This window comes from Streptomyces sp. NBC_00669 (genome assembly GCF_036226785.1).
GTDB lineage: Bacteria > Actinomycetota > Actinomycetes > Streptomycetales > Streptomycetaceae > Actinacidiphila.
The window spans coordinates 698987-722456 of the sequence record NZ_CP109018.1 but is presented as its reverse complement, the minus strand read 5'-3'; the positions used below and the strand labels follow the sequence as shown (position 1 = coordinate 722456).

Genomic DNA, 23470 nt, shown 5'->3' with positions numbered 1-23470 from the left:
GGATGCCGCGCCGCTTTACGCCTCGCTACGCCGCCCGCCGGGCCGCGCCCACCCCGCTTACCTGCGCTGATCGGCCGGACCCGGGGCCGGAACGCCGGTCCCGGCCGCCATGCGCCGCTCGCCGGCCGGCCGCGGCGGCTGTTTCGGGCCAGGCCGCTCCGGCGGGAGCAGGGTCTCCAGCCGGCGTGCGGAGCAGCGGCGTTGGGCCAGCGACACGCCGGCCACCGCGGTCCCCAGCACCAGCCAGCCGGCCGGACCGGCGACCATCACCGCGCCGGTGAGCACCACCGGGCCGGCCGACCGCGCCACGCCCTGCGAGACCCCGGCGACCCCGAGGTAGGCCGCCTGCGACCGGGCCGGCGCCATGGAGACCGACAGCTCCCACGAACTCACCGCCCGCATCATCTCCGCGGCGGTCACCGCCACCGCCGCGGCCAGCAGCAGCACCGAGGCGGTGACCGGGCCCCCGCCGGCCGACAGCGCCACCAGGACGCAGCAGGCGAGCAGGGCGCCGCCGTACGCCGCCACCGCCCCCAGCGCGCGGCGCGGGCCGTCGATCCGGGCGGACACCGGCATCTGGCAGCCGACGACCAGGATGTTGTTGACGATCATGAACGCGGGCACCACGGTGTGCGGCGCGCTGGTGTGGTTCACCAGCCACAGCGGCAGGCCGACGTTGAGGATCGCGTCATCGATGTTCAGGGGTGTGTCGAGCAGGACGAACAGCAGGTAGCCGGGGTCGCGCCAGGGGCTCGTGCCGGGTGTCGGCCCACCGGCGCCGCCGTGCTCCCGCGCCGGTGCCTCGTACGACCGGCGCGACTCGCGGGTGCGCGCGACCAGCGCGCCGGCGAGCAGGAAGGACAGCGCGTTGCCGAGCACGAGGGCGGTGTACGCGCCGCGGGTGCCCACCGCGAGTCCGAGGGCGGCGACGCCCGCGCCCACGCCGTAGCCGGCGTTCATCATGACGCGCGACAGGGCCCGGTACCGGGTGCGCTCCGGCCCCGCGGCGCGGGTGGCGAAGAGCGTCTCCCACGTCTTCGCCGCGCGGTCGGCGACGCAGATGACGGCGACCACGGGCAGCAGCGTGCCGAAGTCGCCGCAGACCAGCAGCAGGACGACGGCCGCCATCCGCAGCAGGTGGGACCCGAGCAGCAGGGGGCGGAGCGGGAACCGACCGGCGAGCCGGCCGGCCAGCGGGGACCCGGCGATGCCGGTCGCGCCGGCCACGCCCAGCAGCAGCCCGACCTGCCGGGCGTCGAGCCCGGTCACGAAGGTGAAGTAGAGCACCGAGACCGCGGACCACATGCCGGAGCCGGTGCGGTCCAGCAGCAGGGCGAAGAGCATCGTCCGCGCGTCTCGGCCACCCGGCGGGTTCCGTATCTGGGCGATCAGGCTGCCGTGCCGCTGTTCCCGGTTCGGTCGGCCGGTTCCCCCGCCGCGCATGTGCCCGCCCCCTTCGTCGCGAATGTCTCTCGATATCGAGAGACCACGTGAGTCTGCCCCGGGATATTGCTTGACGTCAAGATACTTGACGTCGACACATATACGGGGTGGGGTGGGTGGGGCGAGTGCGGCGGATGGCGCGGGTGTCCCGGACGGTGCGGCCGAGGGCTACGGCAGGTCCTGCGCGTCGGCCGCGCCGCCGCCGCCCGGGTCGCCGCTGGCGGAGGGGGAGGGGGACGCCGACGGGGCGGACGGGGAGGGCCGGACGGACCCGCCCGTGCCAGCGCCGCCCGTACCCGTGCCGCCGCTGGTCCCCGTGCCGCCGCCCGTGTTCGCGCCGCCGCCCGTTCCGGTTCCGGTGCTCGGCGTCCGGGAGGGGGTGGGGGAGGTGGGCGCGGTGCCGCCGGTGCTCGGACGGGTGCCGGACGGTGTGGGGTCGCCCCCGTTCCGCGTGCCGGTGGAGGGGTCGCCGGAGGGGCTCTCCGTGGTCCCGGGGGACGGGGTCTTCCTGGAGTGCGACGAGTTGCCGCCGGTGAAGGCGTTGCCGATGGTCGTGCCGCTGCCGTGGCCGCTGATGTTCTGGCCCGAGGCGAGTTCGCACACCGTGATGCCGCCCATGGTCAGGCCGAACGCGAGCGCCACCGCCGCCGCCGGCCGCTTCCAGCGCAGCCCGCGGGCGCGGTGCACGGTGCCCTCGGAGTAGCCGGTGCTCTCGGGATCGATCTGTGCGGTGGGCGTGGTGTACGAGGTGTACGCGGTGCACGCGGTGGGGGCCGCGAAGGTGCCGGTGGCGTCCAGGGGGAACGAGCTCGTCGCGTCGGCCGCCGGCTCCGCCTCCGGTTCCACCGTCGTGTCCATCACGGGACCGATCGCCGTGGGAGCGGCGGGCGCGGGGGGTTCCACGGCGGTGAACGTACGCGCGGCGGCCGTGCCCGTATCGGCGGCCGTACACGAGGTGGCCGGGCGCGTCGCCGCGGCCGCCGTCTCGGTCGCCGAGCGGAGGAGCTTCGGTTTGACCTGTGTCGCTGCCCCGTGGACGTGCCCGGCCACCTCGTGGACGTGCCGGCCGGTGCGGTGGAAGACGTGCTGGAGGAGCGAGCCGCCGCAGGTGCCCAGCACGCTGACCACTCCGGCGCCCATGATCGTCCCGTACACGCCGAGGTTGGACGCGAGCTTGGCGGCCACGACCGCGGCGACGGCGCTCCCCGCCACCTGCGGCACGCTCAGGTCGAGGCGCCGGCCCTCCCCCGGGCTCCGGTCCGCCTCCGCGCTTCGCTCCGCCTCCGCGTGCGGGCCCTTCCCCGGGTGCTTGCCCAGGTCGGGGCGCTCGGCCTGTTCCACCTGCTCGCCCTGCTCCGGGGGCCCGTCGCCGACCCGTCCCGCTCCCATGTCAGACACTGCCCACCTCTCACGGTCAACCGCAAGAACAGACGGACAGCTGATGGCATAAAGTTCCTTTTGCGCTCTTTTCGTGAACTACGCCACTCCGTGCCGCCCGTACCCCCGCCGACGCGCCTGACCTGGGCGGACAGCAAAGCGCAAGCGGGGTACTACGCTTGGCCGATGGCGCGATACCTCGACGTACATCCTGAGAATCCCCAGCCGCGCATCATCAGCGGAGTGGCCGACAGCATCCGGTCCGGCGCGCTCGTCGCCTACCCGACGGACTCCTGCTACGCCCTCGGCTGCCGGCTGGGCAACCGCGACGGGATCGACCGCATCCGGTCCATCCGCAACCTCGACGATCGGCACCACTTCACCCTGATGTGCCAGAACTTCGCGCAGCTCGGCCAGCTCGTGCAGATCGACAACGACGTGTTCCGGGCGATCAAGGCGGCGACCCCGGGCAGCTACACCTTCATCCTCCCGGCCACCCGCGAAGTGCCCCGGCAGCTGCTGCACGCCAAGAAGAAGACCGTCGGCGTCCGCATCCCCGACCACGTCGTCACCCAGGCGCTCCTCGCCGAACTCGGCGAACCCCTCGTCTCCAGCACCCTCCTGCTGCCCGACGAGGGCGAGCCGATGACCCAGGGCTGGGAGATCAAGGAGCGGCTCGACCACGTCGTCGACTCCGTGGTCGACTCCGGCGACTGCGGCACCGAGCCCACCACCGTCGTGGACTTCTCCAGCGGCGCGAGCGAAATCCTCCGCCACGGCGCCGGCGACCCCACCCGCTTCGAGTAGGAGCCCGCCCGGCCCGCATACGTCTGCCGGGGCACCGGCGCCCGTGCGTGCCGGGAGTCCATGGCCCGGCACTGTCGGAATAGGGCACCCTGGTGGTCGGGTGCCGGGGGGAGGCGGCGTGGTGCGTCTTGCGAACGTGGGCCGGTCGCTGTTGATGGCTGCCGTGACGGTTGCCGCGGATGACCGGGCGGAGGGCATGCACGGGCGCGGCCTCGCGTACGCCGGGGTGTCCTCGTTCCTGGGCGGTCTGCTGGTGTTCCAGGGCGGCGACTGGTGGAGCGAGCGCCGGAAGCGCGACCGCTCGGACCCGGTGCCACCGATCCCTCACGGCGGCGGGACGTCCGGGGATCACGGCGCCGGCGACCCCACGCGCTTCGAGTAGGAGCCCGGCTGGGGGCGGGGTTTTGTCCACCCCGTTCGGGGTTTCGGCCGCAGGGTGCGGGTGTGCGGGGCACGGCAGGGTTGAACTCGTCGAAGGAACGCGGGGAACCCACTGTTCCGGGCCGCAACCGTAGCTGTGGGGGAGACCCTCATGGCCGCACGATTCCCGTCGTCAACGAAGCGCCGGCGTACGGCGATCGCCGTGGGGGTGACCGCGGAACTGACCGGGGTGCTCGCCGGGTGCGGGCACTCCGGGACGGGATGGGTGCCGGCGACGCGGTGCCCGGCCCGCGGAAGGTGCGGAGCGCGGTCTCGGACCTGGAGGCCGGGCTCATCGATCTGGGGGCCACCCATGGCGTGATCCTGGTGGCGCGTTCGGAGGCGGCGGAGATCGCCACGTATGCCACCCGGCGGCACCCGGGGCAGTGCGCGGGGGCCGTGCTGGTGGACGCGAGCGTGCCGCGGTTCTCCGCGGACGCCGAGGTGGCCCGGGTCGCGGCGGCCACCCAGGCGCAGGTCGACGTGTTGAAGGGCAAGCCCGTGACGAAGGGGGACCGTCAACTGCCAGCGGTCGCCGCCGATTACGTGGCGGACCAGCACGCGTACCACCGGACAGCGTGGCCGGTGAGCGTGCCCGCCACCGTGATCGGCTCCGAGCAGACGCCGTTCCCGACCTCGCCGCCCGACGCGCGGGCGTGGCGTGCCGCGCGCAGGCCGCGTTCGCGAAGGAGGCGCCCAACCGGCGTCTGGTCACGGCCGCGCACAGCTCGCACGGCATCCCCGTCGACCGTCCCGACATCGTCGAGGCGCAGAACGAAGCCATGGTGACGGCCACCCGCTGACCGGACCGGCCGCCGGATCGGGCCGGCCGTGACCCGCCGGCCGTGGCCCGCCTGTCGTGACTGCTCGCCGTGGCGGCCGGTCGTCACCGACGGTCGTCGGTCCGCTGCTTCGTCACCTGGAGCACGGCGGCGAGCAGTTCCTCGGCGGCCGGGCGGGCGGAGGGGCACGGCAGGACGAACGACGTGGGTTCCAGGATCGGCCGGTTCGGCTCGACGAACGCCACGGCGGCCGAGTCCGCGTGCGCGGTGTGCGCGGGCAGCACCGTCCAGCACTGTCCTGCCGCGACCGGGCCGAGCAGGATGTCCTGCGCCGTGACGAGTGTGGGACCGGGCCTGGGCGTGAAGCCGGCTGCCTTGCACGCGTCGGTGATCAGGTCGAACGTGTCGGGGTTCTCCTCGCGGGTCGTCCTCGACAGCGGCAGGTCGGCGAGGCCGATCAGGCCGGCGGCGGCCTGATCGCGGCCGGCGGGTACCGCGAGGAGCAGCGGCTCGTCCCACAGGTGACGCACCCTCAGGCGCGGGTTCCTCGGCACCGCCGCGACGAACGCGGCGTCGAGGTCGCCGCCCAGCACCGCGTCGACCTTCTCCGGGGCCGACCGGGTCGTCGTCAGGTGCACCGTGACGGCCGGGCGCCGCTCGCGGAACTCGGTGAGGATGTCCTCCAGCCGGCGGCCGAGACCGGGGTTGCCGCCCAGGCGCAGCGTTCCCGTCGAGCCCGCCGCGAGGTCCGCCGCCGCGGTCGCGGCCCGGTCGACGGCGCGCAGCACCCGGCGTGCGTGCGGCAGGAAGGCTTCGCCGTCGGAGGTGAGCCTCGCCTGCCGGCGGGAGCGGTCGAACAGGTCGAGTCCGAGTTCGCGTTCCAGGCCGGCGATCTGCTTGCTCACCGCGGGCTGCACGATATGCAGGTGCGCCGCGGCCCGGCCGAAGTGGCCGAACTCCGCGACAGCGACGAAATAACGCAGTTGCCGGAGCTCCATCATTGATCTCCATTGATTCCGTTCGGTGATGAGTCTACGGGCGCATTGGTCATTGACCACCCCTCGCCGAGCCCAGTGGACTGGTGCCCGGACGAACGGGAAACCAGGGAGTGCGAGTGGTCGAATCAATCGCCGAACCCGATCCGGGGCGCGGCACGGACCCGCGGCGCTGGTCGGCGTTCGCGGTGTGCCTGATCGCCGGGTTCATGACGTTGCTCGACGTGAGCATCGTCAACGTGGCGATGCCGTCGATGCAGGCCGGGCTCGGCGTCTCCTCCGGCGAGTTGTCGTGGACGGTGGCCGGCTACACGCTGGCCTTCGGACTGGTGCTCGTGCCCGCCGGCCGGCTCGGCGACGTGTTCGGACGCCGTACGCTCCTGCTGTCCGGCCTGGTGCTGTTCACCGTGACCAGCCTGGCCTGCGGGTCGGCCCTGTCCGGAGAGTGGCTGGTGTCCGCCCGGCTGGCCCAGGGGGTCGCGGGCGGGATGCTCACGCCGCAGGTGGTCGGCGTGATGCAGCAGTTGTTCGTCGGGCGGGAACGCGGTGTCGCCTACGGCTGGTACGCCGCCATGATCGCGGCGGCGACCGCCGTCGGGCCGGTGGCCGGCGGGCTGATCGTCCAGGGAGCCGGGAACGCGAACGGCTGGCGGTGGGTGTTCCTGGTGAACGTGCCGATCGGCGTCCTCGCGTACGCCCTCGGGGCGCGTCGCATCCCTCACGACCGCCGGCGGCTCGACCGGACAGGCGGCCGTACCGTCCGGTTCGACCCTGTCGGCGTGCTGCTGCTCGGCGCCGGCATCACCTCGGTCACCTTGCCGTTGACCTCCTTCGGCGGCGCCAAGCGGTGGCCGGCCGTCGGCCTCGGCGTGGTGGTCCTGGTCGGCTTCGCGGGGTGGGAGCGACGGTGCGGCCGGCGCGGCGGGCAGCCGCTGGTCAATCCGGCGCTGCTGCGGCAGCGGTCGTACGTCTTCGCCGCGCTCATCGGGGTGCCGTACTTCGCCGGGTACAGCGCCATTCCCTTCATCACCTCGCTCTACCTCCAACAGGGGCTCGGCTACACGGCACTTGCCTCGGGTGCGGCCGGGGTGCCGTTCGCGGTCGGCGCCGCGGCCGGCGCCGCGTTGAGCGGACGGTTCGTCATCCGGCTCGGCCGGCTCCTGGTCCTGCTCGGCGCGGTCACCGTGGTGATCGGGCTCGCCGCCACGGTCGTCCTGATCCGCACCGTGCACGGCACCCCGATCTGGCTGGTCCTGCTGGGGCCGTTCCTGCTCGCCGGCGCCGGCAGCGGGGTGGTCGTCGGGCCGAACCTGACGCTGGCGCTGCACGAGGTGCCCCCGTCCGAAGGCGGTACCGCCGCTGCGGCGCTCCAGACCGCTCAACGCATCGGAGCGGCGGTCGGCCTCGCCGTCACCGGCTCGGCGTTCTTCGGCGCGCTGGGCGCGTCGCACCGACGCTTCCCCGCCGCGGCGGCCAAGGGGCTGCTGTACTGCATCGGTTTCATCGCGCTTGCCCTGGTCGTGGCCGCGGCCGACGTCGCCTTCGCCGCGCGCTCCACGTCCGAGCCGCCCGCGGCATCCCCCGAACCGGCAACGCTCAGCCGCTGACGCCGGCCGCTCGGGGCGCTCCCGCTCCCGCCGCGGATCACTGGTCGCACTGCTCCGCGAGCGGCGCCCCCGGCCACGGAACGAAGCCGCACGACTGGTCGAGCCGGAACGGTGCACCGGGGCGCGCGGGCGCCCAGCCGACAACCAGGGCCCGCTGCCCGGGGCGGGACCAATCGGTCGTGACGGTCCTTCAGCCGGCCCGCGCCGCCAGGGGCACCGGAAGCCGGAGCTGTCCGCGGCGCGGGGGCCTAGGATTCCGGCTGGGCGAAGCCGTAGCGCAGCGGTCGACGCGCGCGGTCTCCAAAACCGCGAGGACGCCGGTTCGAATCCGGCCGGCTTCGTCCACCTCGCCCGGCCGGTCGCCTCCTCCGACACGTTTCCGCTCGCGGAGGGGGCCGGGATCTCTGGCAGCGGCGGGGCTTTCGGGCACTGTGGAGCCGGCTGAGCCGAGCCGGCGAGGTCACTGCGGGGCGCCGCTGACGGCGGCCTGCGGGCGGTAGGAGAGCACGGGGTCCGCCCACCCCCCGAGGCGGCGGCTGAGCCCGAACCGCCGCGGCAGCCACCAGCGCCTGCGCACGCACCCCGCCGCGGCGTGCGACCACTCCGGACCGGACAGATCCTCCACGCCCCACCAGGTCTTGACCGCCTTCTCCCCGTGGAGTTTCAGCAGCGGCCATCGCGGCAGGTGCAAGCCGACGTGGAACATCGACACGTCGTCGCCGCACTTGGTGGTGTAGAAGAACCGGTGGACGTCCGTACAGCTCGCGCCCAAGCCGCAGTCGAGACCTTGCGTGCTCCCCAGCCACGCCAGGGCCAGCCTGCCGCCTGCCGGAATCGACGGCACCAGGACCGGGTTGAACCACGTCTCGTGGGCCAGGCCGCGGCCGAGACCCGTGCGGAGCGACTGCGCGACGACGACGTTCGTGGCGGGGCCGGCGCCGACGTTGACCAGCCACCACTTCGGCTCGCCGGTCGTTCCCTGGCCGCTCTCCCACATGAACTGGAGCACCGGCATCTCGGAGCGCCGGTCCGACGCGTACGCGAGGAAGAGCGATCCCAGCGACACGAGTACGGCCAGCACCGAGATCGACAGCGTCAGCATCGTCCCCCCATACGGCGAGCGGCAGTTGGAACCACAGCCAGTGTGCCCGCCGACGGGGCCGGTGGGGGCGGGGTCGCGGGGGGACTCCCGCGCGCGGTGCGGCAGCCGGCCGGTGTCCGGGGCAACCCGGCCGTCCACCGGCTGCCGCAGCGGGCGATTGGGTCAGCGCCGGGTGGTGAGGGCGTAGAGGTTGCCGTCGTAGGCGGTGACGAGGAGGAGGTGGTCGGCGACGGCGGGGGTGCCGTCGACGGGGGCGCCGATGTCGACGGCGGCGCGCTTGGCGCCGGTGGCCTTGTCGAAGGCGTAGAGGAAGCCGTCCATGGAGCCGATCCACACCAGGTCGCCGGCGACGGTCGGGGAGGAGACGATCGCGGCGCCGGTCATCACGCTCCACTTCTGGCCGCCGGTGGCCTTGTCGACGGCGGTGACCCGGCCGTCGGTGAACCCGACGTAGACCGTGCTGCCGTCGACCGCCGGGGAGGAGCCCATCTGCGCGGCCTCGTGCACGGAGGGGCCGGTGGAGGTGAAGCGCCACTTCTCGGCGGCGGTGGTGGCGTCCCGGGCGACCAGGATGTTGCCGAACGCGCCCGCGTACGCGGTGTCGCCGTCGACGGCGGGCGTGGAGTGGGTCAGGGCGCCGAGCTGGCTGGAGGCCGCGAGGCGGGTACCGGTGGCCCGGTCCAGGATGACGAGTTCGGAGGGGTTGGAGTTGATGTAGACCTTGTCGCCGACCACGGTGGGGGCGGTGCTGTTCCACCAGCCGCCGTCCAGGGGCGCCGACCACAGGACGCGGCCGCTGAGGGCGTCGATGGCGCTGCACTGGGGGGTCGCCCCGTAGCCGATGGCGTACACGGTGGTGTCCACGACGGTGGGGGAGGTGTACGCCCAGCCGCCGAGGGTGGCGTTGACGCCGGGCAGCATCAGGCTCCAACGCTGCTTTCCGGTACGGGCGTCGACCGCGTGCAGCAGGCCGTACACCTCGGTGGCGTAGACGGTGTCGGCGCTGACCGCGGGGGTGCCCTGGATCTGGGAGCGGGTGGGGAAGCGCCACAACTGCCCGCCGGTGGCGGTGTCGACGGCGATCAGGCCGTTGCCGGCTTCGGCGTCGTTGTCCCAAGTGCCCCAGTAGGCCACGCCGGAGGCGATGACCGGGGAGCTCATGACGGTGGCGGCGCCGGAGCGGTGGCTCCACAGGAGGTCCAGCTCGGGGCCGACCCGGCCGGCGGCGATGCCGGTGTGGGCGGGGCCGCCGTGGAACTGCTGCAACTCGGGCCGGTTGGCGACGGCGGGGACCGCGGCGGGCGCGGCGGTGACGGTGAACGTGGTCTCCGCGCTCCAGGCGGTGTTGCCGCGGGCGTGGACGCGCAGTCGCGCGGTGTGCCGCCCGAGGCCGAGCTGCCTGGTGTTCCAGGGGGCGGACCAGGTGAACAGGCCGGTGCGCTTCAGGTCGTTCCAGCCGCCGCGGTCGTCGACGCGGAAGCGGACCCACTCGATCTCGGCCGAGGTGTCGAACACGTTGACCTGGAAGTCGGTGCGCGTGCGGGCGACGGTCTGCCCGGGCAGGGGGTTGAGGAACGCGGTGCGGCGCTCGTAGTCGTAGGGCCGGAAGGTGCTCCTGACCCCCTTGCTGCTGACCGCGAACTCGCGGTAGCCCATCGGGCTCTGGTCGTCGTTGTAGTTCGACGAACTGGTGTTGTACTGAACCGTGTTGGGCGCGATGCGCTCGGAGACGTAGTTCGCGTGGCTGTGGCCGTTGAGCAGCGTGCGCGGTCCGTAGGGGGCCAGCGCGTCAAGGTACGCCTGGAGTTGGACGGCGGAGCCGCCGGCCGCGGGGGTGTCCCAGGGCTCGTGGGTGGCCACGATCAGCTTCTTCATCCGGCCCTTGGCGTCCCGCGCGTGCAGCTTCAGATCCTGCTGGAGCCAGGCGAGTTGCTCGGCGACGCCGAAGCCGCCGTTGTTCTCCAGCACGACGAAGTGGCAGCCGCGGTAGTCGAAGGAGTACCACTCCGGGCCCAGGTAGGAGCGGTAGCGGTCGGTGCCCAACGAGCCGCCGCCACCGTGGTCGTGGTTGCCGACGACCGGCCACACCGGCAGCGGCGAGTTCTTCAACGCGGCCAGCAGCCCCTGGAACATCCCGTCCGCGCCGTCGAAGGACAGGTCGCCGGTGTTCAGGATGAACGCGGGAGCGGCCGTCAACGCGCCGATCTGCTCCAGGTAGCGGCTGATCCGGCCGATCGCGGCACCCTTGTCGTCGCTCGGCGGCTCGGGGATGTCGATGGTGTTCACATGGGTGTCGGAGATCTGGGTGAAGGTGAACGCGCTGCCGCCGGCGGCGTGGTCGCGGTCGAGGCCGAAGTCGGCGGTCGCCTGGGAACCGGCGCTCAGGGCGCCGACCCGGCGGTAGAAGCGGGGAACGCGGTACTGGTCGAGCGGCGCGGTGTAGCCGTCGGGCACGCAGACGAAGACGATGGTCTGCGCGCGGCGGCCCGGGTCCACACTCAGGTGGTACGCCCCGTCGCGGTCGGTCAGGACGGTCTGCACCCCGTCGCTGACGGCGACCCCCGCGATGCCGGGGTTGCCGTGGCCCGCCGTCCCGTTCTTCCTGCGGTCCAGGTACACCACCCCCGAAACCGTCGCGGTGGCGCCGGAGTCGGCGGCTGCCGACCCGCTCAGCGCCGGGGAGATGTCCAAGGTGAGCGCGGCGGCCGCGGCGGCGCCCGCGCCCATCAACGTACGTCGGCTCATGTCGTGGTTGCACATGGCCCCCACCCTCGGCCGCACCGGCGTAGGCCCCGCGAGGAGCGGCGAACCGGCACGTGAACAACCTCTGAAATCTGGACTAGACCCGTTATCTTTTGGTTATGCAATGGGTGGGCGCGGGGGTGCGGTGGACGAAGCAAGGCGCCCTGTGCGCAAGGTCTTTGGTCGTGCGGGGGTGCGGTGGGGCGGCGCGAGGTCACACCGTCACACCCAGCCGCGGCGGGCGGCGGCCAGGGCGGCCTGGAAGCGGGTGGTCGCGCCGAGGGCGGTCATCAGGGCCTGGATGCGCCGCTGCGTGGTGCGCGGGCTCCACCCCTGGGTTCTGGCGATCGCGGCGTCGGTCAGCCCGGAGGTGAGGAGCATGAGCAGGGTCCTGGTCTCCTCGCTCGGCGCAGCCGACGACCCGGCGGACCCGGCGGACCCGGCCCCCGCGGCCCCCGGCGCCCCCGCGGCCCCCTGCGACAGCCCCGGCCCGCCCGTGCCGAGCGGCACCGCCCGGTCCCACTCCGCCTCGAACAGCGCCTCCAGCGCCGCCAGGATCGGGGACGGGTGGACCAGGTACGCCGCGGAGTGACCGCCGGCCGACAGGCTGAACGGGATGAGCGCCGCCACGTCGTCGCGTATGACGAGCTTCAACGGCAACTCGCCGCGCACCCGCGCCTGTTCACCGGCCTGCACGCTCGGCAGGATGTCGTCGAGCAGCCGGCCCGGCCACGCCACCGCGTCACGCGAGTAGATCACCCGGTGCGCCACCCCGATGCGCTGCCGCCGCAACTGGTGCTGGAGGTTGCTGCCCGGCCGGTCGATGTACGGCGGCAGGTCGAACGCCCGCACCTCGCGCTCCGCCTCGTTGATCAGCCGTCCGGCGGCCGCGCTGATGTCGTCACGGTGGGTGAGCAACTCCACCGCGATGTCAGGGTCGTTGATGCGCAGCGCCTCGCGGTGCGTCTCCGCGAGGCGCTGCACCAGCGTGCGCGCCGCGTCGAGCCGGCGCTGGCGTTCCTGGATCAGCGCGGTGACCGCGACGTCCGGCGGGGCGGCGGTGAAGCGCGGCGGCCTGCCGCCCGCCCGGATCGCGAGGCCCTTGGCGACCAGCGCCGCGAGCACCTTCGCGACGGCGGCGGTGCTGCCGCCGGACGCCTCGGCCAGCTCCGAGGCGCTGGACCGGGGAAGGCCGACCAGCGCCGTGTAGACGCGCTCTGTTTCCGCACCGAGCCCCAGGACGTCAAGTTTCATGGTTTCTCCGTACTCGTGTGGCGGCCCGCAGCCACCTGGCACAACCAGGCCAACGTGAACATCTTGCGCATGATCCACCGCAGTTGGCATCTTCCACCGCACAGGGTGTCGTTCCCGTGTCGACGCAGCCCCGGAAGCGCCGCCCGTTCCTTCCCTGTGCGCCCGCACTCGCACTCCCTCCGTCGGAAGGTGTTCCATGCACCGCTCCAACCTGCCGGGCAGCGCGCCCGGCCGCGCACGTGCCGCCGTGGTGGCGGTCGTCGCGGCCGTCGCCACCGCCGTGGCCGCTCCGACAACGGTGTCAGCGGCGACCCCGCACCCTCAGGCGTTCTCCGCGCCGGCCGCGCCGGACGCATCCGGCTCGACCACTTCGACCGCCTCGACCACCTCGACCGCCTCCTCGGCGACCCCCTCCACCGACCTGCCCGCCCCGGCCCTGTCCCCGCTCGGCAAGGCCGCCGCACCGACCCCGCCCCCGCCCCAGCGCCAAGGCGTCGTGCCGGGACAGGTGTTGGTGACCCTGGACGCCGCGACCTCGGTGACCGGGAGCGGCGTGCCCGGCACCCGGATCGCCGCGCGCCGGCCCGACACCAGCAACTCCGCGCTCGACACGCGGCTGAAGTCGGTCGGCGCGCAGTCACTGAGCCCGCTGCTGCCCGGCGTGTCCGAGTCCGCCGCCGAGACGCTGACCGGTGCCGCCCGCAGCCGGCTGGGCACCGCCGCACCCGACCTCGGCCGGACCTATGTGCTGCGCACCTCCGGGAAGGACGCGGCAGCCGTGGCACGGGAGTTGGCGAAGAGCCCCGGCGTGGTCGCGGCCGAACCCGACCGCTACGTCAACACCATGAACAGCGGCGCGCAGCAGCTCCCGAAGGGGGCGACCGCGCCCGGCACGGCGGCGCACACCCCCGCCGCGAAGGCCACCCCCGGCAAGCCCGGCACGCCCGGCATGCCCGGCACCTCCGGCACCGCCTCCCTCCCCGCCAACGACACCCTCGCCGACTCCGCGCAGGCGTTCCTCGACGCCGGCGGCGTCGACGCGGTCGGCGCCTACTCCCTGCTGGGCGGCGAGTTCGGCCAGCAGCCCGGCGCCGGCGAGACCATCACCAACGTGTCGATCGGCGACCTCACCGACCAGTCGATGGCCGACGCCGGCGACACGTACGTCCAGGGCAACGGCCCGACCACCGTCCTCCAGCACGGGCAGCGCTACCTCGACCTGCCGTCGATGCCTCTGATCCCGGCGTACGTCGCCAAGGACTCCGGCGGCCTGGACGGCGCCGCCTCCACCGAGCAGCAGGACCCCTCCCTCGACGAGGTCATGCTCGACTTCGGGGTGATGGCGCCGCTGCCGCACGACCAGCAGCGCGACGGCGCGACCGGCAGCGGCTACACCGACCTGCTCGGCATCGCACCGGGCGCGAACTACCGGCTGGTGGTGCCCGAGCAGCCGACCACCGACCGTATCGCCGGGGCGCTGCTGGCCGCGGCCGACCAGTCGCCCAAGCCGGACGTGATCACCGCGAGCCTCGGCTTCGGCACCGACTCCCAGGGACTGCCCGGCCGTTACCTGGAGGACGACCCGGTGATCCGCTCGGTCGTCGCGTCGATCGTGCAGCGCGACCACATCGTGGTGTCGATCTCCTCCAACGACGGCACCCGGCTCTACACCCCGGCCGCGGTCGGCCCGGACGGCGGCAGCACCCCGACCGACACCGCGCCGGGCCACTCGCCGGCGACCACCATCGACGACGACGCGCTGTCGACCACGCCCACCCGGGTGCCCGACACCGGCGCCATAGCCGCCGGCGGCAGCACGCTCGACGACACGCTCGCGCAGGGCACCAGCGGCCCGGCCACCACCGCCGAGACCCGGCTCAGCGGCTTCGGCAGCTTCTCCTCAGGCTTCGGCAGCCGGGTCGACCTGTCGGCGCCCAGCGACAACATCCTCGCCTTCTCGCACGCCGCGGGCGGCTCCGCGCAGGACGTGAACGTCTCGCTCAACGGCGGCACTTCGGCCTCCGCCCCGGAGATCGCCGCGGCGGCCGCCGTGGTGCTTCAGGCCGGCCGGCTCGACGGCCGCGAGCTGAGCCCGCAGCAGGTCCGCGACCTGCTGGAGCAGACCGGCCGCGCGGTGCCGACGCCGCCGCAGATCGACCGCACGCTGCACGTCGGCCCGCAGATCGACGTGACCGCCGCCGCCGAGCGGGCGCTGGGCCGCAAGGCGCCGGCCCGCCCGGCACTGGTGCGGCTGTCGGTCGCGCACCGGGTCACCCAAGGCGGCCTGGGCGGCACCTTCCTGGAGGGCACCGACCAGGACCGGATCGACCTGGGCGACATGGCCTCGGGCGGCGACGGCGAGGGCCTGGTCGGCCCGATCACCTTCGCCGGCGACGTGACCGGCCTGACCGGCGGCCGGACGTCGTACACCCTCACCGTCGGCCACACCGTCCTGCGCTCCGACTCGCCCGCGATCCGGGTGACGCCGAGCCGGCTGCTGGCCGCCGCGGGGTTGCCGGTGGTCTCCGGAACGGATCGGCAGGTCACCGTCACCTACGCGGTGGTCAGCGGCGGCCGCACCGTCGCGAGCCGGCAGCGTACGCTCACCGTCGGCCCGAGCGACGGGCGTTACGCCGAGGCGGCCGCTCCCACCGCGCCCGCCGTGGTCGCCGCCGGGCACGCGGTGACCGTCTCCTACGACCTGACCGGGGTGGCGAAGACCTCCAGCCCGCAGCTGGTCGTCTCCACCGCGGGCCACTGGAACCCGCAGCTCGCCCCGCTGTTCACCGCCGCGTGGCACCAGGAGCTGACCGCGGACAAGGGCACCGTCACCATCCCGGCGTCCGCGTTCGACGACGGCGGCGGCATCTACGGGATCGGCATCGCGCAGTTCGGCTACGGCGGCAACCCGCAGCTCACCGGGTACGGCGAGTTCGCCCCGATCCGGGTCGCGGGCGCCACCGCGGCCCAGCGCCCCGACGCCCCGCTGCTGTCCGCGGCCGGCGGCGCGGCCGGCCACACGGCCGAACCCACCCGCGCCGCACCGCGGTTCGACGTGCGCTACGACGTGCGTACGGTGCCGGGCGCGCACAGCGCGGAGCTGGAGTTCTCCGCGCCGGCGCCCACCGCGTTCGGCTCGGTGAACACGTTCACCAACGCCAACGGCACCGGGCTCGACGACGACGGCGTGGACACCCCCTCGGCCGCGCACCGGGTGCTGCCCGGTACGTCCGGGACGGTCCGGCTGGACGCGTCCGCGCTCGGCCTGGGCAGCTCCGACGGCTACGGGGTGCGGGTCCTCGCGCTGGACCGCGCCGGACACGTGGTCGGCCAGGCGTCCCCGCTGTCCTCGCTCGCCTTCGACGACGGACTCGCCCCCGACGGCTCGTCGGTGAGCGGCTTCGCGGCCGACGGCGACCACTCGGTGGTGGCCCTCACCACCGCGTCCGGCGGCACCGAGGTGCGGCACTACGCGACGGCGACCGGCCGCTACGGGGCCGTCATCACCGCCGACACCGCGGCCGGTTCCACCTACCAGGTGGTGGGCGCCACGACCGACCGCGTGCTGCTCGTGCACCGCTCCGCACCGGGCGGCGACCTGCGGGTCGAGACGTGGGACACCGCGTCCGGCACGCTCGTGGGCTCCACCGTGCTGCCCGCCGCCGAGGACACCTACGTCACCGGCCGGGTGGACGCCGCGCACGGCCGCGGCGCCCTGCTGCTGCACGGCGCCGACAGCGCCGACCTGGTGCTGCCGGTCGACCTGTCCACCGGGACGGCGGCGGCGCCCATCCCCGCCGACCTGCCCGGCGTGCTCGTCGGGTCGTACGGGCTGCTGACCGTCGACACCTCCACCGGGGCGGTGTTCCTGGCCCGCCCGGCCGGGCCGTTCAACTGCCTGGGCAGCGCCACCGTCGCCCGTGTCGACCTGGCCGCCCGCACGGTGACCGCGGCCGGCAGCACCTCGGCGTGCAGCCACGGCATCGCCTCCGACGGAAACGGCACGCTCTACAACCTGTTCGCCACCGCGATCAGCGTGAACATCGTGCCCACCGGCGTCATCTCCGGCACCGACGAGACCACCGGAGCCACCGCCGGCGAATCGGTGACGGTGCGACTGGGCAAGCCGGCCGCGCTCGCGGTCGACGGCACCCACAAGATCGCCGTCGTCTCCTACTCCTCGCCCGCCGGCACCGCGTACTTCGGGGCGGGCATGTGGGTCCCGGACAACAACGCGAGTGGCCGGCTGGTCGTGGTGGACCTGACCACGGGCAAGGTGCTGCGTACGCTCACCGGCTTCACGCTCGGCGGACACGCCTCGCCCGCCGACGCCATCCAGCTCGACCCGTCGACGCGGACGGGGTGGACCTTCGGGGCGTACGACCAGCAGATCCAGCAGTTCAGCTACTGATCGCGGCCGATCGCAGCTGACGGCGGCCGATCGCAGCTGACGGCGGCCGATCACGGCCGACGGCGGCCGATCGCGGCCGACGGCGGCCGATCGCGGCGGAACCGGCCGGCCCGGCCCACCAGGCCGATCCGGCCGGTCACTCAGGCCGGTGCCCAGGGCAGACCCCCGGGCACCGGCCTTCCGCGTGCGCCGGCGACGCAAAGCGTGAAACTGCCGGCCGCTCGTGCCGTGACCGGAAAGGTGCACCGGTTCGCGGCGCCCGGCACGGCACCTCGCCGCGTTGTCGCAGTCGTCCGAGTACGCCCGGTACGAGGACGATCCTCCGCCCTGCGACGCATCGCACCGGACTCCGCGAACCGGGCAAACCTTTCCGGCCACGGCACTAACCTGACGTCGGTGAGTTGACGTCATATCGGGGGAGGGTCGGCCGGATGCCGCTGCGCTACTGCCTTCACGTCGGCGACGCGGGGGCCGCCCCGCCGCCGTCGCCACCCGGCCTCGCCGGCTGAGGCCGCCGTGGCACGCGGACCCGCCCGTATCTGGGCGCCCGGCGACACCGTCCTCGGGCTGTACGAGGTCCTCGACGTGGTGCGCGACGGCGGGATGGGCCTGGTGCACCGGGTCCGGCACCGCGACTGGCAGGTGGACCTCGCCGTGAAGACCCCGCGCCCCGACCGGGTGCGGACGCCGGACGACCGGCGGCGGTTCGAGAACGAGGCGGGCACCTGGGTCGGACTCGGGCTCCATCCGCACACCGTCAACTGCGTGTACGTGCGCACCATCGACGGGCTGCCCCGGGTGTTCGCCGAGTGGGTCGACGGCGGCAGCCTGGCGCAGGCCGTACGCGGCGGCGGGCTGTACGAGGGCGGCCACCGGGCCGCGCTCGGCCGCGTCCTGGACATCGCCGTGCAGATGGCCTGGGGGCTGGCGCACGCACACGACAGCGGGCTGGTCCATCAGGACGTCAAACCGGCGAACGTGATGCTCCAGGCGGACGGCACGGCGAAGGTCACCGACTTCGGCCTGGCCGGGGGACCGGCGGCGAACCGGCCGGAGGCGGCGGAGCCCCCGGCCGGCGACCCGCTGACCGCGACGTACGCCGGGATGACACCCGCCTACTGCTCCCCGGAACAGGCGGCGGCGGGCGCGGGGCGCGGCGCGGCCCGGCTGACCGCGGCGACCGACGTGTGGTCCTGGGCGGTGAGCGTCCTGGAGATGTTCGCCGGACGCCGCCTCACCGCCCGTGGACAGGTCGCCGGGGAAGCGCTGGCGACGTTCCTGCGGGGCGGCGGCGCCGAGGACGCCCGGGTGCCTCAGATGCCCGCCGGGGTCGGCGAGTTGCTGAGCCGGTGCTTCGCCGAGGACCCGGCGGCCCGGCCGTCCGGCTTCGACGAGATCGCGGCGACGCTCGGCGAGGTGTACCGCGCGGCTCTCGGCACCGCCCATCCGCGGCCCGCGCCCAGGCCGGTGCGCCTGCTGTCGGACGGCCTGTCCAACCAGGCGCTCTCGCTGCTGGACCTGGGCAGGGCCGAGGAGGCCGAGGCACTGTGGCGACAGGCGTCGGGCGCCGACCCGAACCATCTCCCGACGCTGTACAACTTCGGCCTGCACCGCTGGCGTTCGGGCCACGCCACCGGCGAGCAGGCGGCCTCCGACCTGGCGGCGGCCCGCGTCGCCGGCGCCCCGGCCGGCCTCGGCGCCCTCCTGCTCGGCTGCCTGGAGCTGGAGCGCCACGAGGACGAGCGGGCCGGGGAGTTGCTGCGCGAGGCGGCCGCCGCGGACCCGGACTCGGCGGACGCCGCGGCGGCGCTGGCCGAGCTGGCGCGCCGGCCGCCGCCGGTCCGCACCGACCTCGACGGCCACACCGAGGAGGTGTCGGCGGTCGCCGTCACCGCCGACGGCCGCCTCGTGCTGTCCGGTGACCGCGCGGGCCGGCTGGTGGTGTCGGTGCCCGGCGAGCGGCACCGAAGGCGCGCGCGGCGCACCCTGGCCCGGAACGGGCCGGCCGTCGTGCACCTCGCCGTGGACACGGCGGGCACCCGGGCAGCGGTGGCCCGCGCGGACGGTGCCGTCGAGATCTGGGACCTGGCCCGGGGCCGCCGGCGCATCCTGTTGCAGGACGAGCACTCCGCCGTCCGCGCGCTGGCGGTCAGCGGCGAAGGCCGCCACGTGGCCGTGGGACACCAGGACGGCACCATCTGGCTCTGGGGACCGGATCGGATGAGTGCCGGAGCCACCATCGTGCGGGCGCACGACGGCCCGGTCACCTCGCTCGCGCTGAGCCGTACCGGCAGCCGCGCCGTGTCCGCGTCCTTCGACGACTCCGGCCGGGACGGCACCGTCCGCACCTGGAACATGGCCGGGCCGCGGCTGCTGGCCACCCTGGTCGGTCCGGTCCGGGGGACTTTGCACGGCAGGGACGTGCGGGCCCACGGGTTGGACGTGGTGGGCATCTCCCCGGACGCCCGCTGTGCCGTGGTCGCCTGGTGGGACGGGCCGCTCACGGTGTGGGACGCCCGCCGTGGCGAGGTGGTGAGCGAAGTGCCGCACCGGTTGCGGCACATCAGGTCCATGGCGGTCGCCTCGGCCGGCCCCACCCTCCTGACCGCCGGCGACGCCGGGGTGCCGATCCAGGCATGGGCCCCGACCACCGGCCGCTGCCTGCGCACCCTCGACCGGGAGGTGCCGTCCGCCGCGCGCTCGGTGAACTGCGCGGCGCTGGTGGCGAACGGGCGGATGGCCGTGCTCGGCGGCCGCTCCACGGTCGTACTGCGCTCGCTGCCCGGCACCGGCTACCGTGCGCCGTGGTGCTACGCCCGCCCGAGGCCGGCCGGTGAACTCACCACCGCGGAAGAGACGTTCCGCGAGCTGATCGCACGTGCCCGCGACCTCGCGGACGCGGCCCGCTACGCGCCCGCCGCCGAGACGCTGCGCGCCGCACAGCAGGTGCCCGGCTTCGCCCGCCATCCCGAGGTGCGCCAGCAGTGGGCCAGGGTGGGCGCGCACGGCCGCAGGGCAGGTCTGGTCGGCGCCTGGGGGCTGTACGCGTACAACGGGCACCGGCAGTTCACCCAGCCCGCCACCACCGCGCTCGACCATGACGGAATCCTGCTGGCCACCGGGCGGTGGAGCGGCGAGGTGGATGTCTGGGACGTCGGGGCCGGGGAGCGGCTGCACACCTTCGACCACGGTGAGGGCGGCCACGCCAAGGACATCCGGTTCGCCCTCGACGGGCGAGTACTGGCGGTCCTGACCAACACGGGCACCATCCGGCTGCTGAGCCTGGAGGACGGCGGCAAGTACCTGCTCACCGACGAGTTCGGCCGGATCAGCACGTTCGCGCTGAACCCCGCGGGCGACCGGATACTCATCGGCGACGCGGGCGGCACGGTGCGCCTGCGCGACCTGCCCGGCTGCACCGTCCTGCGCGAGTTCCAGGCGCACGGCGGGAGGGTGGGCGCGGTGGCGCTCAGCCCCGACGGCAGGTTCGCCGCCACGCACGGCCTGACCCGGCCGGCCGCGGACACCTCGTTCGGGCCCTCGGACGAGCACGAGGTCCATCTGTGGCCGCTGGACGCGGACCGCCCCGCCTGGACCCTGCCGTCCCGATCGAGCAACGAGGAGTTGGACTTCAGCCCGGACGGGCGGACCCTGTTCCTCTCCGCCGGCCTGATGACCACGGCGATCGACGTGGCGAGCGGGTCGCTGCGGTACTCGGTCCGGGGCGGCGGCGCGTTCGCGACCGGCCAGACGGCCGGCGCCTTCAGCGCCGACGGCAGGCTGGCCGCCTCCCCGGGCCGCGGCGCGGTACAGGTGTGGGAGACCGCGACCGGCCGGGTGCTCCACTCGCTGCCCTGCGGTATGCCCTACTCCTTCACCCTCAGCGCCGACGGCGCGTTCGCGATCACCGGCGGCTGGGACGGGCTGGTCCAGGTGTACGACCTGCGTTCGGGACGCTGCCTGCGGACGCTGGAGGGCCACGAGGCCGCCGTCGACGGGATCGAGCTGAGCCGGGACGGCGCCCTGCTCGCCACCACGGACCTGGGGTCGAACCTGCGGGTGTGGGAGCTGGCCTGGGACTTCACCCTCGCACCCGCGGACGGGGAGTGACCGTGCCGTGGACCGCGGTGCTCGTCGTCACCACCGGGCGGACCGGCGACGGGGCCGAACTCACCGACGAGCACGTGTTCACCGAGCGCGCCGACTGCCTGCTCGGGCGCGGCCGGGACGCGCGTATCCGGATCGCCGCCGAGCAGCACAAGGTGTCCCGCCGGCACTGCCTGGTCGAGGTCCGGCCGCCACACGCCTTCGTGCGCGACCTGGGCAGCCGCAACGGCACCCACGTCAACGGCGAGCGGATCGACGAGGCCGCCGGCGCACGGGAGTTGGCGGACGGGGACGAGCTGCGCGCGGGCGGCACGACCGTGCGGGTGGTGCTGCGCCCCGACGTCCGCACCGACCTGCCGCCCGGACTGCGCGTCCTGCGGGAGCTGGGAAGAGGCGGGCAGGGCGTGGTCGAACTGGCCCGGCACGCACGCTCCCGCAGGCTCGTCGCCGTGAAGTCGCTGATCCCGCAGGGCCACGTCGACCCGGCCGCGCGCGAGGCGTTCCGCCGGGAACTCGACTGCACGAAGGCGCTGCGCCATCCGCACATCGTCCGCTTCCACGACAGCGCCGCGCGCGACGGCGTGTTCTGGCTGCTGTGCGAGTACTGCGCCGGCGGCAGCGTCGCCGACCTGGTGCGGCGCAGCGGTGGCCGGCTCCCCGTCGAGACGGCCGTCCCCCTGGCGCTCCAGGCCCTGGAGGGGCTCGCGTACGCCCACGAGGCCGAGGTCACGGTACGCCGCGCCGACGGCGGGGCGGCGGTCGCGCGCGGAGTGGTGCATCGTGACATCAAGCCGCAGAACCTGCTGCTGGACGGTCCCGGCCGGCAACCGGTGCTGAAGGTCGCGGACTTCGGCCTGGCGAAGGCGTTCGACTACGCCGGCCTGTCCGGGCGCACCCACACCGGTGCGGTCGGCGGCAGCATCGCCTTCATGCCGCGCCGCCAGCTGCTCGACTACAAGTACTCCCGGCCCGACGTCGACCTGTGGGCGACCGCGGCCTGCCTGTACTGGATGCTGACCGGCCACACGCCACGCGACTTCCCCCCGGACGTGGACCCCGCCGAGATCGTGCTGTGGGAGCCGCCGGTGCCGGTGCGCACCCGCGTGCCGTCGCTGCCACGCGGGCTCGCCGAGCTGATCGACACCACCCTCGACGAGTCCGGCGGCACGGCACCGTCCTCGGCGTCCGAGCTGGCCTCGGCGTTGCGACGGACGCTGTGAGCGGGCCCGCCGTCTGCCGTCTGCCGTCTGCCGTAACGGCGGTCAGCCGGCCGGCGGGACGAGGACCGTGCGGTCGAACGGTCCCGGGTGCGCCGCGGCGTACGCGACGGCGTCGTTGACCGCGTCGAGCCCGAAGGACCGGACGCGTTCGGGGGCGAGGTCGAGCGCGCCCGACGCGAGCAGCCGGACGATGCCCACGTTCGCGGAGCGCGGATACATCCACTGCCCGCGCACGGTGATCGAGTTGCGCATGATCCACCGGTACGGGAGCGCGAGGTCCTCGCCGCCGAGCATGCCGACGCCGCCCATCAGGACGACGCGGCCGTTCTCCCGTACGGTCATGGCGGCGGTGCGCGTCACGGAGCCGGGCGCGCGCGGCGGCAGCAGGTCGATCACCATGTCGACCGGGCCGCCGGCTGCCGCGGACATCGCCGCACGGTCGGCGGCCTCGTCCCCGGTCAACCGGACCGGTCGCACGCGCGGGCCGAACCGGTCGGCGAGCAGGTCGAGTGCGGCCTGGTTCCGGCCCGGTGCCACCACCCGGCCCGCCCCCATCGCCAGGGCGACCGCGACCGCGCTGCTGCCGAGGTTCCCGGTGGCCCCGCTGACGAGCAGCGTCTCACCGGCTTCGAGCCCGCCGGCCAGCAGCCCGCCGTAGGGGATGGCGTGCACGGTGAGCGCGGCCCAGCGGGCCGGATCGGACCGCGCCGCCGCCGGCAGCGGGAAGACGTTCTCGGTCGGCACCCGCATCGACTCGGCGAACGAACCGTCGTGCAGGTGCTCGGCGAGCCGCGCGCCGCCGTCGCCACGGGAACTCCAGCCCTGCAACGTGATGTCGGGGGCCAGGGCGTCGTCCCGGGAGCGCACGGTCGAGTCGCACCACACCAGGTCGCCGGCCCGCAGCCGGGTGGCGTCCGGCCCGACGTGGACCACCCGGCCCACACCGCCGACACCGGGCACGACGGGAGGGACCAGCGGGTAGTTGCGCTCGCCGCTGAAGACCTCGGCGGTGTACGGAGGCACGCAGGCGGCCAGCACGTCGACCACCACCTCACCGCCGCCCGCCTCGGGGGCGGGCACCTCCCGCACCGTGAGCGGCGCGCCGAACTCCGTGAGAACCGCTGCTCGCACGTGATGACCTCGTCTTTCGTCCGTGATTCCGGGTCTTTCCTCCGCGTTTCCGGTATCGACGCTACGACCGGG

Annotated in this window: 14 protein-coding genes and 1 tRNA gene; 8 read left to right on the top strand and 7 right to left on the bottom strand. The window is 74.3% G+C overall.

The features are described 5' to 3' along the window. Positions 1-57: 57 nt before the first annotated feature. Both OG896_RS02955 and OG896_RS02950 read right to left on the bottom strand, forming a co-directional pair. Positions 58-1443: an MFS transporter gene (locus tag OG896_RS02955; protein WP_329362099.1), complete on the bottom strand. Its 1386-nt coding sequence runs from the start codon at positions 1441-1443 to the stop codon at positions 58-60. A 168-nt stretch (positions 1444-1611) separates the two neighbouring features. Beyond that, positions 1612-2832 carry a hypothetical protein gene (locus OG896_RS02950; RefSeq protein ID WP_443057223.1) on the bottom strand — a complete coding sequence of 407 codons (1221 nt, stop codon included), beginning with the start codon at positions 2830-2832 and terminating at the stop codon, positions 1612-1614. Positions 2833-3006: 174 nt separating this feature from the next. Between OG896_RS02950 and OG896_RS02945 the strand changes: the two genes are divergently transcribed. The 3 genes from OG896_RS02945 to OG896_RS02935 all read left to right on the top strand — a co-directional run bounded on the left by OG896_RS02945 (position 3007) and on the right by OG896_RS02935 (position 4850). Next, positions 3007-3627, top strand: coding sequence for an L-threonylcarbamoyladenylate synthase (locus tag OG896_RS02945; RefSeq protein ID WP_329362095.1), 621 nt, complete (start codon positions 3007-3009; stop codon positions 3625-3627). A 118-nt stretch (positions 3628-3745) separates the two neighbouring features. After that, positions 3746-4009 (top strand): hypothetical protein, encoded by a 264-nt coding sequence (locus OG896_RS02940; RefSeq protein WP_329362093.1) that lies wholly within the window; start codon positions 3746-3748, stop codon positions 4007-4009. A 616-nt stretch (positions 4010-4625) separates the two neighbouring features. Then, positions 4626-4850, top strand: coding sequence for a hypothetical protein (locus OG896_RS02935; protein ID WP_329362091.1), 225 nt, complete (start codon positions 4626-4628; stop codon positions 4848-4850). Between the two features lie 83 nt (positions 4851-4933). Here the strand turns inward: OG896_RS02935 and OG896_RS02930 are convergent, their stop codons facing one another. Beyond that, positions 4934-5830, bottom strand: coding sequence for a LysR family transcriptional regulator (locus OG896_RS02930; RefSeq protein ID WP_329362089.1), 897 nt, complete (start codon positions 5828-5830; stop codon positions 4934-4936). A 113-nt stretch (positions 5831-5943) separates the two neighbouring features. On the opposite strand from OG896_RS02930, the gene OG896_RS02925 reads away from it, so the two are divergent. Together OG896_RS02925 and OG896_RS02920 are read left to right on the top strand one after the other, a co-directional pair. Continuing rightward, positions 5944-7431, top strand: a complete 1488-nt coding sequence (locus OG896_RS02925; RefSeq protein ID WP_329362087.1) for an MFS transporter — start codon at positions 5944-5946, stop codon at positions 7429-7431. Between the two features lie 266 nt (positions 7432-7697). Then, positions 7698-7772, top strand: a tRNA-Trp gene (locus OG896_RS02920). A 119-nt stretch (positions 7773-7891) separates the two neighbouring features. On the opposite strand, the gene OG896_RS02915 is transcribed toward OG896_RS02920, so the two are convergent. The 3 genes from OG896_RS02915 to OG896_RS02905 all read right to left on the bottom strand — a co-directional run bounded on the left by OG896_RS02915 (position 7892) and on the right by OG896_RS02905 (position 12529). Beyond that, positions 7892-8533, bottom strand: coding sequence for a hypothetical protein (locus tag OG896_RS02915; RefSeq protein ID WP_329362085.1), 642 nt, complete (start codon positions 8531-8533; stop codon positions 7892-7894). 162 nt (positions 8534-8695) lie between these two features. Then, positions 8696-11278 (bottom strand): outer membrane protein assembly factor BamB family protein, encoded by a 2583-nt coding sequence (locus OG896_RS02910; protein WP_329362083.1) that lies wholly within the window; start codon positions 11276-11278, stop codon positions 8696-8698. A 219-nt stretch (positions 11279-11497) separates the two neighbouring features. Continuing rightward, positions 11498-12529 carry a helix-turn-helix domain-containing protein gene (locus tag OG896_RS02905; RefSeq protein WP_329362082.1) on the bottom strand — a complete coding sequence of 344 codons (1032 nt, stop codon included), beginning with the start codon at positions 12527-12529 and terminating at the stop codon, positions 11498-11500. 196 nt (positions 12530-12725) lie between these two features. Between OG896_RS02905 and OG896_RS02900 the strand changes: the two genes are divergently transcribed. The 3 genes from OG896_RS02900 to OG896_RS02890 all read left to right on the top strand — a co-directional run bounded on the left by OG896_RS02900 (position 12726) and on the right by OG896_RS02890 (position 22267). After that, positions 12726-16940: a hypothetical protein gene (locus OG896_RS02900; protein WP_329362080.1), complete on the top strand. Its 4215-nt coding sequence runs from the start codon at positions 12726-12728 to the stop codon at positions 16938-16940. A gap of 516 nt (positions 16941-17456) precedes the next feature. Further along, positions 17457-21050 carry a WD40 repeat domain-containing serine/threonine protein kinase gene (locus OG896_RS02895; protein WP_329362078.1) on the top strand — a complete coding sequence of 1198 codons (3594 nt, stop codon included), beginning with the start codon at positions 17457-17459 and terminating at the stop codon, positions 21048-21050. Positions 21051-21052: 2 nt separating this feature from the next. Then, entirely contained in the window at positions 21053-22267 is a 1215-nt protein-coding gene (locus tag OG896_RS02890) for an FHA domain-containing serine/threonine-protein kinase (RefSeq protein ID WP_329362076.1), read from the top strand. A gap of 42 nt (positions 22268-22309) precedes the next feature. Here the strand turns inward: OG896_RS02890 and OG896_RS02885 are convergent, their stop codons facing one another. Then, complete coding sequence (locus OG896_RS02885) at positions 22310-23398, bottom strand: alcohol dehydrogenase catalytic domain-containing protein (protein WP_329362074.1); 1089 nt, start codon at positions 23396-23398, stop codon at positions 22310-22312. Positions 23399-23470 lie beyond the last annotated feature (72 nt).